Origin of the sequence: Rhizobium sp. R693, from assembly GCF_002211315.1 — a bacterium.
GTDB lineage: Bacteria > Pseudomonadota > Alphaproteobacteria > Rhizobiales > Rhizobiaceae > Rhizobium.
This window is the reverse complement of record NZ_LOKY01000012.1, coordinates 356985-374895: the sequence shown is the minus strand read 5'-3', so window position 1 is coordinate 374895 and position 17911 is coordinate 356985. Positions and strand designations below refer to the sequence as shown.

General features: G+C 61.3%; 19 protein-coding genes. 14 read left to right on the top strand and 5 right to left on the bottom strand.

Translation table 11 applies throughout. From position 1 onward, the window contains the following. Positions 1 to 20: 20 nt before the first annotated feature. Both ATY79_RS13765 and ATY79_RS13760 read right to left on the bottom strand, forming a co-directional pair. Positions 21 to 656 carry a DUF1109 domain-containing protein gene (locus ATY79_RS13765; RefSeq protein WP_088704144.1) on the bottom strand — a complete coding sequence of 212 codons (636 nt, stop codon included), beginning with the start codon at positions 654 to 656 and terminating at the stop codon, positions 21 to 23. Further along, the gene (locus ATY79_RS13760; RefSeq protein ID WP_088690945.1) at positions 643 to 1209 is read right to left on the bottom strand and encodes a sigma-70 family RNA polymerase sigma factor; all 567 of its coding nucleotides are present in this window, start codon (positions 1207 to 1209) and stop codon (positions 643 to 645) included. Before ATY79_RS13760 ends, ATY79_RS13765 begins: the two co-directional genes overlap by 14 nt. A 229-nt stretch (positions 1210 to 1438) precedes the next feature. On the opposite strand from ATY79_RS13760, the gene ATY79_RS13755 reads away from it, so the two are divergent. The 5 genes from ATY79_RS13755 (at position 1439) to ATY79_RS13735 (ending at position 4235) form a co-directional block, all read left to right on the top strand. Further along, positions 1439 to 1708: a DUF2282 domain-containing protein gene (locus ATY79_RS13755; protein ID WP_088690946.1), complete on the top strand. Its 270-nt coding sequence runs from the start codon at positions 1439 to 1441 to the stop codon at positions 1706 to 1708. A 42-nt stretch (positions 1709 to 1750) separates the two neighbouring features. Next, positions 1751 to 2035, top strand: coding sequence for a DUF2282 domain-containing protein (locus ATY79_RS13750; protein WP_088691472.1), 285 nt, complete (start codon positions 1751 to 1753; stop codon positions 2033 to 2035). A 72-nt stretch (positions 2036 to 2107) separates the two neighbouring features. Next, complete coding sequence (locus ATY79_RS13745; RefSeq protein WP_088690947.1) at positions 2108 to 2962, top strand: DUF692 domain-containing protein; 855 nt, start codon at positions 2108 to 2110, stop codon at positions 2960 to 2962. 10 nt (positions 2963 to 2972) lie between these two features. Then, the gene (locus ATY79_RS13740; RefSeq protein ID WP_088690948.1) at positions 2973 to 3728 is read left to right on the top strand and encodes a DNA-binding domain-containing protein; all 756 of its coding nucleotides are present in this window, start codon (positions 2973 to 2975) and stop codon (positions 3726 to 3728) included. Positions 3729 to 3749: 21 nt separating this feature from the next. Further along, a complete protein-coding gene (locus ATY79_RS13735) occupies positions 3750 to 4235 on the top strand; it encodes a DoxX family protein (RefSeq protein WP_088690949.1) in 486 nt (161 codons plus the stop codon). A gap of 1 nt (position 4236) precedes the next feature. On the opposite strand, the gene ATY79_RS13730 is transcribed toward ATY79_RS13735, so the two are convergent. Further along, positions 4237 to 4569: a hypothetical protein gene (locus tag ATY79_RS13730; RefSeq protein WP_088690950.1), complete on the bottom strand. Its 333-nt coding sequence runs from the start codon at positions 4567 to 4569 to the stop codon at positions 4237 to 4239. 357 nt (positions 4570 to 4926) lie between these two features. On the opposite strand from ATY79_RS13730, the gene purU reads away from it, so the two are divergent. The 9 genes from purU to ATY79_RS13685 all read left to right on the top strand — a co-directional run bounded on the left by purU (position 4927) and on the right by ATY79_RS13685 (position 16623). Further along, positions 4927 to 5811, top strand: coding sequence for a formyltetrahydrofolate deformylase (gene purU, locus ATY79_RS13725; RefSeq protein WP_088690951.1), 885 nt, complete (start codon positions 4927 to 4929; stop codon positions 5809 to 5811). 110 nt (positions 5812 to 5921) lie between these two features. Next, on the top strand, positions 5922 to 8849 hold the full coding sequence (locus ATY79_RS13720) for an aminotransferase (RefSeq protein WP_088704143.1): 2928 nt from the start codon (positions 5922 to 5924) through the stop codon (positions 8847 to 8849). A gap of 522 nt (positions 8850 to 9371) precedes the next feature. Continuing rightward, positions 9372 to 9566 carry a hypothetical protein gene (locus tag ATY79_RS13715; RefSeq protein ID WP_007529092.1) on the top strand — a complete coding sequence of 65 codons (195 nt, stop codon included), beginning with the start codon at positions 9372 to 9374 and terminating at the stop codon, positions 9564 to 9566. A gap of 121 nt (positions 9567 to 9687) precedes the next feature. Then, entirely contained in the window at positions 9688 to 10719 is a 1032-nt protein-coding gene (locus tag ATY79_RS13710) for a P1 family peptidase (RefSeq protein WP_088704142.1), read from the top strand. Positions 10720 to 10737: 18 nt separating this feature from the next. Further along, positions 10738 to 11658: a LysR family transcriptional regulator gene (locus tag ATY79_RS13705; protein WP_088690954.1), complete on the top strand. Its 921-nt coding sequence runs from the start codon at positions 10738 to 10740 to the stop codon at positions 11656 to 11658. A 148-nt stretch (positions 11659 to 11806) separates the two neighbouring features. Next, the gene (locus tag ATY79_RS13700; protein ID WP_088690955.1) at positions 11807 to 13336 is read left to right on the top strand and encodes an ABC transporter substrate-binding protein; all 1530 of its coding nucleotides are present in this window, start codon (positions 11807 to 11809) and stop codon (positions 13334 to 13336) included. Positions 13337 to 13383: 47 nt separating this feature from the next. Further along, positions 13384 to 14331 carry an ABC transporter permease gene (locus ATY79_RS13695; RefSeq protein WP_088704141.1) on the top strand — a complete coding sequence of 316 codons (948 nt, stop codon included), beginning with the start codon at positions 13384 to 13386 and terminating at the stop codon, positions 14329 to 14331. A 1-nt stretch (position 14332) separates the two neighbouring features. Next, positions 14333 to 15199, top strand: a complete 867-nt coding sequence (locus ATY79_RS13690; RefSeq protein WP_088704140.1) for an ABC transporter permease — start codon at positions 14333 to 14335, stop codon at positions 15197 to 15199. Positions 15200 to 15231: 32 nt separating this feature from the next. Continuing rightward, positions 15232 to 16623, top strand: a complete 1392-nt coding sequence (locus tag ATY79_RS13685) for an amidase (protein ID WP_088704139.1) — start codon at positions 15232 to 15234, stop codon at positions 16621 to 16623. Here the strand turns inward: ATY79_RS13685 and ATY79_RS13680 are convergent. Then, on the bottom strand, positions 16616 to 17473 hold the full coding sequence (locus ATY79_RS13680) for an NlpC/P60 family protein (RefSeq protein WP_088691473.1): 858 nt from the start codon (positions 17471 to 17473) through the stop codon (positions 16616 to 16618). The genes ATY79_RS13685 and ATY79_RS13680 overlap by 8 nt on opposite strands. Before the next feature lie 10 nt (positions 17474 to 17483). Further along, entirely contained in the window at positions 17484 to 17834 is a 351-nt protein-coding gene (locus ATY79_RS13675) for a MarR family winged helix-turn-helix transcriptional regulator (RefSeq protein ID WP_088690959.1), read from the bottom strand. Positions 17835 to 17911 lie beyond the last annotated feature (77 nt).

Sequence of the window (17911 nt, the reverse complement as noted above, 5' to 3'; positions counted from 1 at the left end):
GTTTCTTCCCCGAAAGGACACTACCAGCGCAGGTAACGACGTCCAATCAGGCTGCCGATTGCTGTCACGGCCGCGATTGCAATCGTGTACCAGGTTGCGACGAAAAGCGGGCTGTCGTCCGGGCAATGCCAGGCGTAGAGCGCCGCCGCGATGCCGCCTGCCGCAAGGCCGGCTGCCGCGCCCGCGAGCGAGGGGCGTTTCGGTGCGCCGTTTCGCAAGGCGAGCATGAAGCCTGCCAACGGCGCCAGCGACAACAGCGGAATGAACATCAGGCAGAAGCGGGCATTGTTGCCGACAAGGCTCGTTTCCCAGGCAGCAGACGGGATCACGTTCATCTCTGCTGTAACCGCTGCGATCAGGAGCGCAAGCGGCAGCAGCAGCGCTGCGACGCTTGCCTTCATCGCAACACCGGGACGGCCGATGCGGAACACGACGATGCAGGCAGTCACGGCAAGCACGAGGGTGAAGCCGATCTTGAAGAGCACTCGCGCGGTTTCGAAGATGCTCCACATGTCGTGACGGATACCGATCGTCGACAAAAGAATGCCGCCTGACAGGACAACGCCAGCGACGAGCGCGAGGGCAAGAACGCGCCCCAACCGGGTGCGAACCGGAGCATCTTGCGCCAAAAGGTTGATCAGGTCATTCGTCTTCACGTGTTTCACTCCGATAAAGGGCCGCCAGCGACTTCAGCGCACGATGCAGTGCGACGCGCACGGCCCCTTCAGTCATTTTCAGCCGCTCGGCTGTTTCGCGCACGCCGGCGCCTTGCAGCGATATCGAACGGACAATGTCACGCTGGGGATCCTTCAAACGCTCCAGCAGGTGATCGGCATCCAGTCGATCCATGGCATCAGTCTGCTCCTCGGCCTCCAGCGTGTCGATTACGTCTTCCACCGGTACGTTCACATGCCGCCCGCGACGGCGAAGGCTATCGATCAGCTTGTTGCGCACGATGGCCGATAGCCACGGGCCGATCGGGCGCGACGGATCCCAGCTGCCGCGCTTAAGATGGACCGCAAGCAGCACCTCCTGCACCACGTCCTCGGCCTCGCTTGCCGGGGCGCCAAGCTGGTCACATCGCCTGCGGGCCATGGCGCGCAGATGCGGCGTGACGGCGGCGAGAAAGCGGTGATAGGCCAGCGTATCGCCCTTGAGAGCGTCACGCATCCACTCCGCCCACTCCTCTTCACGCGTCGAATGCCTCACCCGCATTATCCTCTACGGATTGTCACACGTTTTTGTTACCGGCGTCGGACACGATTTTTCGATCCGGCCGGAAAGCTTTGGTTCGCAAGCGTTTTCTCTCGCAATCGAGGGCGCGGCAAGATGGGGCCGCGCAAAAAAATCACGACGGCGGCTGTAACAACCGGCCGGATGCCTCCGTAGACCCCAGTGCAAGCCAATCACGGCTTGTCCTTCAAACGGAGATGGACCCATGAAAAACAGCATCATCGCCTTGGCTCTCGCAGGTTCGCTGGCTTCTGCGCTTGCAACGATTAATGCACCGGTAGCTTCGGCCGCCGACTCCAAGGAAAAGTGCTACGGTGTGGCTCTCAAGGGCCAGAACGACTGCGCTGCCGGCAAGCATGATTGTGCCGGCAAGTCGACCATGAGCTACGACAAGGCTTCCTTCAAGCTCGTCCCCACCGGCACTTGCACGTCGATGAAAACCCCGAAGGGCCACGGCTCGCTGATGCCGGCCTGATTGCTCGCCGACATCACTCAGCTTCAAGGACCGGAGATCATCATGTCCAATATTTCAGCAACCGTCTTTGCCGCTTCGGTGGCGACCGCCTTGTCCCTGATCGGCACCGTAGAAGTTTCCGCTGCCGATACCTCGAAGGAGAAGTGCTATGGAATCGCCCTCAAAGGGCAAAACGACTGCGCGGCCGGGCCTGGCACGACATGCGCGGGCACATCCAAGGTCGACTTTCAACAGAACTCCTGGAAGCTCGTTCCCACGGGTACGTGCGTTTCGATGAAGACGCCGAACGGCCACGGCTCGCTGACGCAAGGTCCAGCTCCGGCCTGACCTGACGCCGATCAATCGACAGCGACACGGGTGGTTCGTGTCGCTGTCCTAACGAAGTCTGGGAGATCAGCCATGAAGCCGTCCAAACTGCCGCGCCGCGCTGGCGTGGGTTTCAAGCCGGAACACTTCACCAGTATTAACGCCCGCCGCCAGCCGATCGGCTTCTTCGAAGTACACGCCGAAAATTACATGGGAGCGGGTGGCCCGCCGCACGCGCAGTTGGGTCGGCTGAGAGAAGATTACGCATTGTCGGTCCACGGCGTCGGCCTGTCGATCGGATCGATGCAGCCGCTCGACCGGGATCATCTTAGCCGCGTGAAGGCGCTCTGCGATCGCTACGAGCCTGAGAGCTTTTCCGAGCATCTCGCCTGGTCGACGCATGACGATGTCTTTTTGAACGATCTGCTCCCCTTGCCCTACACTGAGACGACGCTTGCGCGCGTTGTCGAACATATCGACGAAGTACAAAGCGTGCTGAAGCGGCAGATGCTGCTCGAAAACCCGGCGACCTACCTGCTCTTCGAAGAGAGCACCATCGAGGAGACGGCCTTCCTCGAAGAAATTGCGCGTCGCACCGGCTGCGGTCTCCTCCTGGACGTCAACAACGTCTTTGTCGCCTCCACCAACCATCACACGAGCCCTTTCGACTACCTGTCCCGCTTCCCGGTTAAACGGGTGCGCGAAATCCACTTGAGCGGCCACTCCGAAACCGTCGATGAACTCGGCGCTACGCTGCTGATCGATTCACACGATACCCCCGTCAAAGATCCCGTCTGGGCGCTTTACGAGGAGCTGGTTGCCCGAACCGGGCCCATCGCAAGCCTCGTCGAATGGGACAATGACGTGCCGGATTGGCCAGTGCTGCGGGCCGAGGCCGAGGCTGCGGATGCAATCTTGCGCCGGGCCGCCGATCGCCGTGCGGCATAGGAGCGCGACCATGTCTCTCTCCACACAGACGATGTTCGCACAGGCTCTGACAACGCCCGAGACAGGCATCCCGCAAGGTCTCGCCGCATGGAGCGGAGGGACATGCGAGCGTCGCTTCAATGTCTATCGCAACAATGTCACCGTCGGATTGCTGGGTGCGCTCGCTTCCCGCTTTCCGGTTGCGGAGAAAATCGTTGGCGAAGGGTTCTTTGCGGCGATGGCATCCGAATTCGTTCGCCATCACCCACCGCGCTCGCCGCTGCTTTTGTCCTACGGGGACGAGTTTGCGGAATTCGTGGCGTCGTTCGAGCCGGCAGCGGCCGTCGCATACCTGCCGGATGTCATTCGCCTCGAACGTGCGCGCAGCCGGGCCTACCATGCCGCCGATGCGACACCGCTGGACCCCAATAGCCTGGCCACAACCGATCCGGCGAAGCTCGGGGATCTCGTTTTCGACCCACATCCGGCGATGTCAGTCTTGCGTTCGCCTCATCCGGTGGTGACGATCTGGGCGATGAACGCCGGCGAGATCGAACTCGGGCCGGTTGAAGGCTGGTGCGGCGAAGATGCGCTGATCGTGCGAGCTCATCTGAGCGTCGAGGTTCACCGGCTGCCGCCTGGTGGCGCCGCCTTTATCGAAGCACTTGCAACAGGCATGTCGCTTGCCGGTTCGGTCGCGGCGGCAAGCGCTGCGGCTCCTGCGTTCGACCTCTCAGCCAATCTCGCCGGTGCCCTACAAACAGGCGCATTCCGTTCCGTTCGCTAACTCACGTCTGGAGACACGGCCATGTATGATGAAATCACGATGAACCACATGCGGAGGCCGACGAACCCGCAGAAGCTCTACCGCATGCTGCGGCTGCTCGATCATATCCCACACGACTTCATCGCTCTTATCTCCCGTCTGTCGATCGGGGCCGTCTTCTGGCAATCCGGCCAGACAAAGGTCGAAGGCTGGCATGTCACCGACAACGCAGTCTACCTGTTCGAGAATGAATACAAGTTGCCGTTCGTCGATCCCTGGATTGCTGCCCATCTGGCGGCATTTGCCGAACACTTCTTCCCACTGTTGCTGGTGATCGGTCTGGCAAGCCGCCTTTCCGCCCTTGCCCTTCTTGGGATGACACTGGTGATCGAATTGTTCGTCTACCCCGGTGCCTGGCCGACACATGGCACCTGGGCCGTCTGCTTCCTCGTGATCATTGCCGGGGGGCCGGGGAGACTATCGATCGACCACATGATCGCGCGCCAGTTTAGCGACGCCGCCCGATAGCTCAGCGGACCGGCTGATAGTGTCCGCGAAGCGGCACCTGTGTCCCGACGCTCTCCAGGCCGTCACGATCGCAGACATAGACGAGGGTCGGCAGGCCGCCGGTACGGAAAATCTTGTCGTATCCGCGGCGAAGCGGCCGCGTTTCCGTCCGGCAGTTATATTGTTCCTCGTCCTTCGGCTCCGGCTTCGCCCTGACGCCCGGCAGGTTCGCGTAGGGATATGCCGATTGAGCCTGAGCTTCTCCGGCGCGCCGCCAGTCCGTGGCGAAGCTCGCTGCTGGTGCCATGCCTGCGCCAACTGCCACGACCATCAACAACATTCTTGCGAATCGCATTCTGTCGCCTCGCCGGATCTGGAGCTCGTCATCTCGCATCGATGTAAGCGCGCCGGCAATCGTTATCAAGCAAGCGCATCCGTCTGTCGACGCCCATCTCGCAAACGTGACTTTGCCGAAGCAGGATCCTTGCCTGGCGCTATCACGGCGGGGATACGCGTCTTGACGGCGCAAGCGGAACGGAGTTTTGCGCGCGCTGCCGTAAGTTGATTGCGACGGGGAGACGCCAGCAGCTTGCAAGCTTCTGACGGTTTTCCTTGCAAATAGTTGCACGAATGAAGGCGCGGCTCTCTATCCGCCGCTTTCGGTTTGATTTAAGCAGGCCGGCCAGCAGGTGCCGCAAGAAGGACCAAACAGATGACGAGCTATGTATTGACGGTGACGTGCAAGTCGACGCGCGGGATCGTGGCGGCGATTGCGAACTACCTGGCGGAGCAGGGTTGCAACATCATCGACTCGTCGCAGTTCGATGACCTCGATACCGGCAAATTCTTCACCCGCGTCAGCTTCATTTCAGAAGAAGGCGTCGGTCTTGCGGCGCTGAAGGAAGGCTTCAAGCCGGTCGCCGAGACATTCGAAATGGACGCCGAAATCCATGATGGCGCCAGCCGCATGAAGGTGCTCCTGATGGTGTCGCGCTTTGGCCACTGTTTGAATGACCTGCTCTACCGTTGGAAAATCGGCGCGCTGCCGATCGAGATTGTCGGCGTGGTCTCCAATCATTTCGATTATCAGAAGGTCGTGGTGAACCACGATATTCCGTTCCACCACATCAAGGTGACAAAGGAAAACAAGCCGCAGGCGGAGGCCCAGCTCCTCGACCTCGTGGATCAGACCGGCACCGAACTGATCGTACTTGCCCGCTACATGCAGGTGCTTTCCGACGCGATGTGCCGCAAGATGTCGGGCCGGATCATCAACATCCATCACTCCTTCCTGCCGAGCTTCAAGGGTGCCAACCCCTACAAGCAGGCCTACGATCGCGGCGTGAAGCTGATTGGCGCCACGGCTCATTATGTGACGGCCGACCTCGACGAAGGTCCGATCATCGAGCAGGATACGGCCCGCATCACCCACGCCCAAAGCGCCGACGATTACGTCTCCATCGGCCGCGATGTGGAGAGCCAGGTTCTGGCCCGCGCCATCCATGCGCATATCCACCGCCGCGTTTTCCTGAATGGCAACCGCACGATCGTGTTTCCGGCAAGCCCGGGGAGCTACGCCTCCGAGCGCATGGGCTGATCGCTGACAGCGGCTATGCCGTTGAACGAATGAGATCTCCTCGCTTGCCGGTGGCACGGATTCGATTATCTGCTTAGTCTGCAAAATCGAATCATGCCGCGGGGGATGCCATGACTGACGAGACGCTTGCCGATCGCGCGACGTTGCCACGCCCTGACGTGACGGCCGCCGAAGCCGGCGACATCGTCCAGTCACGCTATGGCTTGTCGGGAGCGATCACCGAGCTCGGCAGCCAACAGGATCGCAATTATCGTCTAGATACCGACGAGCGGCGCTATGTCCTGAAAATCTGCCACGTCGCCTACCAGACACTGGAGCTCGAGGCGCAGAACGCGGCCATCCACCACCTCAGTATGAAGGAGGGTGCACCGCGCGTCCCGCGGGTCATCCCGTCGACCGACGGTCAGGACATCATCGCCGTCACTGTCCGTGATCAGACCTATCAGGTTCGGCTGCTGGAATATCTGGAAGGCGAGGGGCTCACCCATCGCAGGTATTTGCCAAGGGAGTCGGTCGCAGCACTTGGCGCGCTGTGCGCACGCCTGGCACAGTCGCTCGCCGACTTCACCCACCCTGGTCTCGATCGCAGCCTGCAATGGGATTTGCGCCGTGCCGGTCCAGTTGCCGTGCAGCTATTGTCGGCGATCACCGACAGCGCCGCGCGCGATCGCATCGCCAAGACGATGGTATCGGCCGTTCGGCGAATCCAGCCCCTGGCGCCGTCCTTGCGTCTGCAAGCCGTGCATCACGATGTGACCGGCGACAATGTCGTCAGCCGTCGCGACGATCGTGGCCATCTGGTTCCGGATGGTGTCATCGATTTCGGCGACATAATCCGCGGCTGGCTGATCGGGGACCTGGCGGTCACCTGCGCCTCGCTTCTGCATCAGGCGGACGGTGATCCGCTCTACATTCTTCCTGCTGTAAAGGCCTATCACGAGGTCTACCCGCTCACCAAAGAGGAGTTGCGCGCCCTTTGGCCGCTCGTCGTTGCCCGCGCCGTCATTCTTGTCGCCAGCAGCGAACAGCAGATCTCGATCGATCCCGACAACGACTATGTTCTGGGCAACCTCGAGCTGGAGCGCCGCATATTCGATACGGCGGTGTCCGTGCCGTTCGAATTGATGGAGATCGCTGTCCTCAAGGCAGTCGGCATGGAAACGGCCGCCCTGACGACAGAGGACTGGCATCCCTTGTTGCCGGAGATCGACCCGGCGACCATTTCCTTCGTCGATCTCGGCGTCCAGAGTCCGTATTTTGCCGCAGGCAACTGGTCGCAGGCCGACATGGATTGGCGCCTGCTTGCCCGCGCGGCGGCAGAAACCGGCACCGCGGCGACGCGCTATGGCGAATACCGATTGTCGCGCGCGAAACTTCGCAGCGCCAGCCCGTCTTCAACCTTCACACTGCATTGCGACATTTGCCTCGCAGGCGGCAGCGTGATTGCCGCTCCATTCGCCGGCAAGGCCAGTTGGAAGAACCACCATTTCATTCTGGCAGGCGAGGGCGTGAGCCTTCATCTCGACGGAATTGAGCCGTCGTTGCAGGATGAGGCGGAAGTCGAAGCCGGGCAGTCGATTGGGGCAGTCTCTGGCGAAGACGGTTCTCTCGGTGGATTGCGCGTGCAGCTCTCCACCCTCAAGGGCGAGCAACCGCCTTTGTTTTGCACCCCGCAGGAAGCGGTCGCCTGGTCGCAACTATGCCCGTCGCCGGCCGCCCTCCTCGGCCCCGACGTGAATGCGCCGAAGCCGGTGTCCGACGAATTGTACGCGCTCAGGCAGGCCCATCTCGCTAAGCCGCAGAAGAACTACTACGAGGCGCCACCGCAGATGGAGCGTGGCTGGAAGGAGCACATGTTCGATGTCGAGGGGCGCGCCTATCTCGACATGCTCAATAACGTCACTACTCTTGGTCACGGCCACCCTCGTCTCGCCGAGGCGATCAGCGAGCAATGGTTAAGGCTGAATACCAATTCACGTTTTCACTATGCCGCCATTGCGGAGTTTTCTGAGCGCCTTGCCTCCCTTGCCCCGGAAGGGCTGGACGCGGTGTTCCTCGTCAACAGCGGATCGGAGGCCAACGACCTTGCCCTGCGGCTCGCCTCCGCGCATACCGGTTCCAGGCATATGCTCAGCCTTCTCGAGGCCTATCACGGCTGGTCGGTCGCAAGCGACGCCGTTTCCACGTCGATTGCCGACAATCCGCAGGCGCTGACGACGCGACCCGCCTGGGTGCATGCCGTTCTCTCGCCGAACACCTATCGCGGCGCCTTCCGTGGTTCAGATTCGACTGCCGGCTATCTGCAAGCGGTGTTCGAGGCGCTTGAAGCCATCGACGCGAAAGGCGAGGGGTTGGCCGGCTTCATCGCCGAATCGGTTTACGGGAATGCCGGTGGCATATCGCTGCCCGAGGGCTATCTCGCGGCCGTCTATGGGCAGGTGCGGGCTCGTGGCGGGGTCTGCATCGCCGACGAGGTGCAGGTCGGTTATGGACGGCTTGGGCACCATTTCTGGGGCTTCGAGCAACAGGGCGTCGTCCCCGATATCGTCACGATCGCCAAGGGCATGGGGAACGGCCATCCACTCGGTGCTGTGATCACCACCAGAGCCATCGCCGAATCACTGGAGAAGGAAGGGTATTTCTTCTCGTCCACCGGCGGCAGTCCGGTCAGCTGCGTGGCGGGCATGACCGTGCTCGATATCATGGCCGAGGAAAGGCTGCAGGAGAACGCGCGCGATGTCGGCGATCATCTCAAGGGCCGCATGGTCGCATTGATCGAGCACCATCCGATCGTCGGCGCGGTGCATGGCAGCGGGCTCTATCTCGGCCTCGAGCTCGTCCGCGATAAAACGACGCTGGAACCAGCGACAGAAGAGACCGCGGCAATCTGCAGCCGGCTCCTTGATCTCGGTGTCCTGATGCAGCCGACCGGTGATCACCTGAACGTGTTGAAGATCAAGCCTCCCCTCTGCCTCACCGCCGAGAGCGCCGATTTCTTCGTCGACATGCTCGAAAAGGTGCTTTCTGAGGGATGGTAGGCAGCCGTGTATGCGGCGTTAACCATTTCGGTCATTTCGCGACTTCGCATTTTTAATCAAATGCCCCATTGCCGGAATCACCGGCACTTCCTATGTCTGCTCCCGTGATCGAAAGAGAGCTTCGGACTGTCACGCGGATTGCACAAAGACTTGATAGGGTTCTTTCAGTCAATTCGAGTGTGATGGAATGAAATTTTCCGAATGGTCGATATTTTGACATGTTTCGGAATATGTTTCTGATGGGCTGCCAGTTATAGTCTACAAATTAAGTAGATTAATAGCGCAGTCATCGCCGGCCCCGGAAAGCCAGGGCCTCAAGCAAGCGCAACGCCAGAGAAAGGAACGAGACATGACTGACATCGATACTCTCGCCAATTTCCTTGGGCGATTCGTGCTTGGCAATGACCGTCCGGGCGCCCTCTCCCGCCCGAACTGTCGAATGTGACCTTCGTCCACCCTTAACGGAATCAGACAAGTCAATTCGCCATCGCCAGCGCATACCGCGCGGCAGGAGTTCTACGCATGAAAAAAGAAGTAATCGAGTACGCAGGCGTTCCCGTCGGGATCGTCATCCCGGATGAGAACCGGTTGAAGTTCATCGCAGTGAAGTTTCATGTTCACGATCTGGACGAGCAACATTTCAGCTCGCCGGCGGAAGTGAAGCTCGCCATCCATGATCTGATGACCCGCCGTCACCCGAAGCCCATCCATGCCTAAAGGCATGAGGCACGGCCTAACCAGCCCTGACAGATTTCGGACCGGTCTTACCCAAAGGTGAGGCCGGTCTTGTCTTTTGATCGCCGTTGCCGTCCTATCGCGCGCACCTGCAGAAATAAGGATGGCGCGCGTGCTCAATCTGATCACCGACATTGAAGGCGTCTTGGTCGGAAACGCGACGGATTTGAAGCTCGGCTCAGGCGTGACCGTAATCGTCTTCGACGAGCCTGCTACCGCCTCCGGCGCGGTGCTGGGCGGCGCTCCCGGCGGTCGCGATACCGCCCTTCTCGATCCGTCGATGACGGTCGGTGCTGTCGATGCCTTCGTGCTCTCCGGCGGCTCGGCTTTCGGTCTCGACGCAGCAGGCGGCGTCCAGGCGGGCCTGCGGGACGCCGGTCGAGGCTTTCCCGTTGGCGATGTGAAGGTGCCGATCGTTCCCCAGGCAATCCTGATGGACCTTCTCAACGGTGGTGACAAAGACTGGGGTCTGCAGTCGCCCTATCGCGACATGGGCTATGAAGCTTTCAAGAAAGCAGCCAGGGGGCGCTTCGCCCTCGGGACCGTTGGCGCGGGCGCGGGGGCGATCACGGCGACCTTCAAAGGCGGGCTCGGTTCGGCAAGTGCCGAAACCAGCACCGGCCTGAAGATCGCCGCGATCGTTGCCGTCAATGCGCTCGGTTCGGCGACGGTGGGCGAGGGGCCGCATTTCTGGTCAGCACCGTTCGAGCAGAATGCAGAGTTTGGCGGCCTCGGCTTGCCCTCTCTGATCTTAGACGCCGACACCCGCATGCGGCTGAAGGGCGCAAACACCACGGCGACCACGATCGGGGCCATTGTCACCGATGCCGAGTTGACAAAGCAGGAGGCTCATCGCCTGGCGATCATGGCCCATGATGGCTTCGCGCGCGCCCTGCTGCCGGCTCATCTGCCGCTTGATGGCGACACGGTCTTTGCAGCCTCTACGGGCAAAAGGCCGCGGCCGGATCTTTCCGCCTTTCTGGAGCTTTGCCATTTCGCGACGACCGTGATGGCCCGCGCCATCGCACGTGGAGTCTACGAGGCCACCGCACTTCCGGTCGCTGGTGCGCAACAAGCTTGGCGAGACCGCTACCCGGATCGCGCAAGATCGCCTAAACAGGGCGATATTGCCTGAAGCGGCGGAGACCATGACATGCAAATCCGTGCCCTGATGTACTTCGACGAGCTGGTGCGCACCAACTCCATGCGCCAGGCTGCGGAAAATCTGAACGTCGCGCCGACGGCGATCAGCCGGCAGATCGAGAACCTTGAATATCACTTCGGCGCGCCGCTTGTGGAACGCAGTGCCCGCGGGGTAAAACTGACGGCGGCAGGCGAGTTGCTCGCGGCCCGTGCCGGACGGACGCTCCGCGAACTTGATCACGTCGGCCAGCTCATCGAAGACCTGAAGGGGTTGCAGCGCGGCAAGGTCAGCATCTATGCGAACGGCGCAACCGTCGCCAATCTGCTTGCTCCGGCGCTGGCGGAGTTCAGCCTGAAATATCCGAAGCTGCGCTTCGAGGTCGCGATTACCAGCGCTCGGCAGGCGATCGAAGCGGTCAACGGCGCAGAAGCCGATATTGCCGTAACGCTGTTCGCACCACCGCTCTCCGGTACGAAAGTACGGCTACGTTCGGAAATCGCCTATGACCTGATCGTTTCCCCAGCACATGCGGCTGCGGATCGGTCAGAGATCGCTTTGAAGGATATCGCCGACTACCCCCTGGCGCTTCCCGACCAGTCTTTCGGTTTCCGTCAGGCTTTCGATGCACGCATCGAAAAGGATGGCCTCGATGTCGAGCCCGTGTTCGTCGCTAGTTCGCTCGAAATGCTCAAGGAGCTGGTTCTGAGCGGTGCCGCAGTGACCCTGTTGCCGGCATTGACCGTCCGTCGCGAGATCGAGGCAGGCCAGCTCCGCGCCATTCCCCTGGCCGGCAAAAATGCGATACGCACCTATGTCGATCTCTGCGTCGCGCCGGACCGTCAGCTTTCCTTTGCGGCGACAAAACTGGTCGATTTTATCGAGCGGTTCATGCGGGAGCGCGCGGAAACAAGCTTGAAGCCAAAAGACTAGCCCCCGTGGACTTGCTCAGAGGATGCCTTCGAGTGTAGCACTTTCGGCTACACTGAGAACACATAATCGCCATTGTGTGTGCACTCCGAGAATGACACCTTAGCTTTCAAAGGTCGTCGCCACGTCGGCGGCCAGACAGGGGAACAGAATGATGAAGGTTTCGCTCGCGCCGTCGGCGCGGCTGGTTCGGCGCCTCTATCTCGGCGCGGCCGCTTCGGTCGGCCTCGTTTTGCTGGGACTTACCCCGGCTGAAGCCGCCAAGACCACACTGACCCTTGGTATGACGGTGGAGCCGACCGGCCTTGATCCGACGATCGCAGCCCCTGTTGCGATCGGTCAGGTCACTTGGCAGAACGTTTTCGAAGGCCTCGTAACGATCGACGAGGCCGGCAAGATAAAGCCGCAGCTCGCCAAAAGCTGGGAGGTCTCTCCAGACGGTCTCACCTATACGTTCAAGCTGCAGACCGGCGTTAAATTCCATGACGGCGAAGCTTTCGATTCCGTCGCAGCGAAATTCACGCTTGATCGCGCCCGCGGTGCCGACTCGATAAACCCGCAAAAGCGCTTCTTCGCTTCGATCGCTTCCATCGAGACGCCCGACCCTGAGACGCTGGTCCTCAAACTCTCCACGCCGACTGGCAGCCTCCTCTATTGGCTCGGCTGGCCGGCCTCCGTCATGGTAGGCCCGAAGTCTGCGGCCGCGGATAAGACGACGCCTGTTGGCACCGGGCCATTCAAGTTCGTGAACTGGGCGAAGGGCGACAAGGTCGAGCTTAAGAAGAACGCCGACTACTGGAACAAGGACGTCGCGGTAAAGCTCGACAAAGTGACCTTCCGCTTCATCGCCGACCCGCAGGCCCAGGCCGCGGCGTTGAAGTCGGGCGACGTCGACGCCATTCCCGAGTTCGCGGCTCCCGAGTTGATGAATTCGTTTGACGGCGACGCCAAGCTTGCGACCAAGATCGGCAACACCGAGCTCAAGGTCGTGGCCGGCATGAACAACGCCAAGAAGCCGTTCGACGACAAGCGCGTGCGTCAGGCGCTGATGATGGCGATCGATCGGAAGACAGTCGTCGACGGCGCATGGTCAGGCCTTGGCACGCCAATCGGCAGCCACTACACGCCAAACGACCCCGGCTATCTCGATCTCACAGGCGTATTGCCGTATGATCCCGAAAAGGCCAAGGCGCTGCTGGCCGAAGCCGGCTACCCCAATGGTTTCACCTTCACGATCAAGTCGCCGCAAATGGCCTATGCGCCGCGGAGCGCGCAGGTCATGCAGGCGATGTTCGCCGAAATCGGCGTGACGATGAACATCGAGCCGACCGAGTTCCCGGCCAAGTGGGTGCAGGATGTCATGAAGGATCGCGCCTATGAGATGACGATCGTTGCGCACGCCGAACCGCTCGACATCGACATCTACGCCCGTGATCCGTACTACTTCAATTACAAGAATCCGGCTTTCAACGAACTGATGAAGAAGGTGCAGGAAACGGCGGATCCGACGGCGCAAGGGAAGATCTACGGCGAGGCTCAGAAGATTCTGGCCGAGGACGTACCGGCGCTCTATCTCTTCGTCATGCCCAAATTGGGCGTCTGGGACAAGAAATTGAAGGGCCTCTGGGAGAACGAACCGATTCCCTCGAACGTCCTCACCAACGTCTCCTGGGAAGACTGATTGCGGATGAGTGACATGGTGAGGCGGCGAATTAAACCGGACGTGAAATGATAACGCTTCTGTCCCGTCGCCTCGCTGGTCTCATCGTTACGCTTGCTGTCGTTTCCTTGCTCATCTTCGTCGTGATGGACCTGTTGCCGGGCGATCAGGCCTCCATCATGCTTGGCACCTCGGCCTCGCCGGAAACGCTCGCAACCCTTCGCCACGATCTTGGCCTCGATCAGCCGCTCCTTTGGCGCTATGGCGAGTGGCTCGCTGGCGTATTCCGGGGCAATCTCGGTCAATCCTATACCTATGGCGTGCCGGTGGCCGGGCTGATCCTTGAGAGGCTGGCGGTCACGCTGCCGCTGGCGCTGATGGCGATCGCACTCTCCGTCGCCATCGCCATTCCGCTGGGCGTGCTTGCGGCGGCGCATCGCGGTGGGCTGGCGGATGCAGCAGCCTCGATATTTTCGCAGATCGGCATTGCCGTTCCCGGTTTCTGGGTGGCGCTGTTGCTGATCATGCTCTTCTCGACGGCACTCGGCTGGATGCCGGCCGGAGGCTTCCCGGGGTGGGATGCCGGCATTTGGCCCGCTCTTAAGGCGCTCGTTATGCCAGCGGTAGCGCTTGCCTTGCCGCAAGCCGCAGTCCTGACGCGCGTAACGCGTTCTGCCGTCCTCGAAACCCTGCACGAGGATTTCACCCGAACGGCGCTCGCAAAGGGACTGTCGAAGCGGCGGGTCCTGTGGCGCCATTCGGTGCCGAATGCGCTTGTTCCCGTCCTGACGATCCTCGGCCTGCAGTTCACCTTCCTGGTTGCGGGCGCGGTTCTTGTCGAAAACGTCTTCAACCTTCCGGGCCTCGGCCGCCTTGCCTATCAGGCGCTGTCGCAACGCGACATCATCGTCATGCAGGATGTCGTGCTGTTCTTCGCCGCGCTTGTCATCGTCATGAATTTCATCGTCGATCTCTCCTATCTGGCGATCGACCCGCGCTTGCGCAAAGGCGTCTGACATGGCGCCTATCGTCTCCGATCAAATGAGGGTTCGGCGCCGGCGATTTGAAATTAGCCGGAGAACGAATCTGATGGTCGGCGGCGGTATCATCGCGTTCCTGGTCGCCGTCGCGCTGCTGTCGCTGGTCTGGACACCGCTGCCGCCGGCGAAGATGCAGATCATTCACAAGCTGCAGCCGCCTCTTGCATTCGGCGTTCTAGGCACTGACCAGTTCGGCCGCGATATTCTCTCGATGCTGATGGTCGGTTGCTGGAACTCCCTGTCGATCGCCATTGCCGCCGTCGCGATCGGCGGAACACTCGGTTCCGTCGCCGGCATCGCGGCGGCGGCCGTTCGAGGGCCGGTCGAGGCTCTGCTGATGCGTGCCTGTGATGTTGTCTTCGCCCTGCCGCCGATCCTCTCGGCCATGATGCTGGGGGCTTTTCTGGGCCCGGGCCGGCTTACCGCTATCATCGCCATTGCGACCTTCATGATTCCCGTCTTTGCCCGCGTCACGCTGGCGACAGGCCTCCAGGCCTGGAGCCGGGACTATGTGCTCGCGGCCCGTGCAATCGGAAATAGCCGCTTCACGATCTCCGTCCGCCATGTGCTGCCGAACATCATGAGCCAGATCATTGTCCAGGCGACGATTCAGCTGGGGTTGGCGGTGCTGACGGAGGCTGGGCTCAGTTTCCTTGGCCTCGGGATCGCGCCACCCGCGCCGACATGGGGCCGCATGCTTGCCGACGCACAAACCTACTTGGCGGTTGCGCCATGGCTGGCAATCCTGCCCGGCCTCGCCATCGCACTCTGCGTCTTCGGCTTCAACATGCTCGGCGACGGTCTGCGCGACATGCTCGATCCTCGCGAGGTGAACCGCCGTTAGTCTTCGAAACCACAGGCCCGGATGACAACGCAATGTCCGAAACCGACTTAACGATCCGCGAACTGAGGCAGCGCTTCGCTGATCGAAGCCTGTCCCCGCTCGAATACTGGCTGGCGTTGGAACGGCACATCGAGGCGTGGGAGCCTATAATCTGCGCCCTTTACGCCTATGATCCGGAGGCGGCGCGCAAGCAGGCACAAGCGTCGACCGACCGCTGGGTGAGGGGCGCGACATTTGGCGTGCTCGATGGCATCCCGGCAACGCTGAAGGAGCTTATCGCGACCAAGGGGCAGCCAGTGCCGCTCGGGACCAGAGCCACCGAATTGGCGCCTGCGACAGAGGATGCTCCTGCGGCGGCCAGATTGCGCGAGGACGGCGCGGTGCTCTTTGCGAAGACGACGTGCCCGGACTACGGGATGCTCTCCTCGGGCCTTTCGAGCTTCCATCATCTGAGCCGCAATCCCTGGGATACGTCACAGAACCCTGGAGGTTCGAGCGCAGGCGCCTCGGCGGCCGCGGCCGCGGGTTACGGACCCCTGCACATCGGTACCGATATCGGTGGATCGGTGCGGCTGCCGGCTGGCTGGACAGGGACCTTCGGCTTCAAGCCGAGCCACGGCCGCATTCCGGTCGATCCGTTCTATGTCGGTCGCTGCGCCGGACCGATGACGCGGACCGTCGAGGATGCCGCCTATGCAATGGCGACGCTCTCGCGTCCGGACTGGCGCGACGGCACCAGCCTGCCCCCGAACGATATCGACTGGATGGACCTCAAGACTGATCTCCGCGGTCTGAAGATTGGGTTGATGCTCGATGCCGGATGTGGCCTTGCCGTCGACGACGAGGTGCGTGCGGCGGTCGAGGCGGCTGGTCAGCGATTTGAAGATGCGGGCGCAATTGTCATACCGGTTCCGCACGTTATGACGCGGGCAATGCTCGACGGACTGGACACATTCTGGCGTTCTCGCTTCTGGGGCGATATCGAGCACTTGAGCGCCGAGCGTCGAAGCAAGATTCTGCCCTACATCTACGCATGGGCAAAGGGCGGCGCCTCCATCAGCGGCGCCGATGCCGTCAGGGGCTTCAATCAGACAATCGAGATGCGCAAAAGCTGCGGCAGACTGTTCACGAGGGTCGATGCCGTACTTTCACCGACCAATCCTATCGTTTCCTATCCGGCGGAATGGGCTTCGCCGACGAACGATCCCGCACGTCCCTTCGAGCACATCTGCTTCACGGTGCCATGGAACATGTCGGAGCAGCCCGCCGCATCGATCAATTGCGGTTTCTCGCGATCGGGAATGCCGATCGGCTTGCAGATCGTCGGTCCGCGCTTCGATGATATGCTTGTGCTGAGGTTGTCGAAGGCTTTTGAGACCTGGACAGGCGGGGTGAGGTCATGGCCGACGCCGCCGGTCAGATGACCGGGCGGCGATAGCCGGTCGGCTGCTCGTACAGCCAGCCGATGCGCTTGATGGCATCCTCGAAGTTTTCGCGGGCAACGGTCATCGTATGGCCGTTGGCGTGAATGATTGTCTCCGGGTTCTCCAGGATCGCAACGTGACCCTTCCAGAAAACCAGGTCGCCACGGCAAAGTTCGGATCGGTCGATCGGCACGCCAAGGGTTGCCGACTGCATGTCGGTGTCGCGCGGCGCGCTTCGCCCCGTCATCAGCATCGAAAGCTGCACAAGGCTGGAACAATCGATGCCAAGTCCGGAGCGGCCGCCCCAGAGATAGGGGGTCTCAAGGAACCGGGTTGCGACGTCGACATAGTCCCCGCCTTCGCCAGCCCCGATCGGCTGCAGGTGCTTGGCAAAGATCGCCGTCCCATCTTCCAGCATCGCATAGCGGTTGCCGCGCGTTTCGGCTTCCCCGACGATCCGGACCCTGCTGCCCATGGACAGGATGCTCTTGTAGGGGTTGCGCAGCTCGGCCTCGAGATAGAGAAACGTCCGCTGAACCGTGACGATATGCGTGGGCTCAACCAGCGCGTCCGAAAGGGCAGTTTCCGGCAGATAGCCGACATAGTCGTCCGAAGCAGCCTTGACCCAGCACCAGCCGTCTTTGCGCTCGAACACGGTGACGTCCTCGCCCAGCAGTAGTTCGGTATCGATTCCCTTGGTCAGATCAGGCGCGGGTCGCAATCCAATGACCGGCACGGTGACACGGCCCGGCGTGCCAGAAACGAACCGCAGGGCTTCCACACGTCCTTCCAGCCCCGCCTCGGCAAGATCCGGTCGGTAGGCATGCAGGCGGCGATCAAGCATCGTCATCATATCCCCTTCACGGCGTCAGGCGGCGACCTTTGTCGCGCACCAGATCGCCAAGCTTTTCCAGATAGAGCGCGCCTCCGACGGTGCGCTTTATCACGACGTTTCGCCGGTCGCGTTCGTCGCGCACACGGTCGACCAGACCCATTTCTCCCATCGTATCCAGTGCCCGGGTGATCACGGGCTTGGTCACGTTGAGCGTCGCCGCCAGGCCGCGTACGGTATGCGGCGGCGGCACGAGATAGATATGCAGCAGGATCGCCATTTGGCGCAACGTCAAATCGCGATCGTCGAGCCTCACCTGATCGAGCGTCACACCATGCCACAGGCCCAGCGCCTGCGAAGCCGTCAGTTCGATCGGCATGGGTCCTCCGGAAACTCGTTACGCCCGCGTTCCATTTTCCGGCAGTGCACTGTGCAACGCAATGGGGCGGCAGGTTT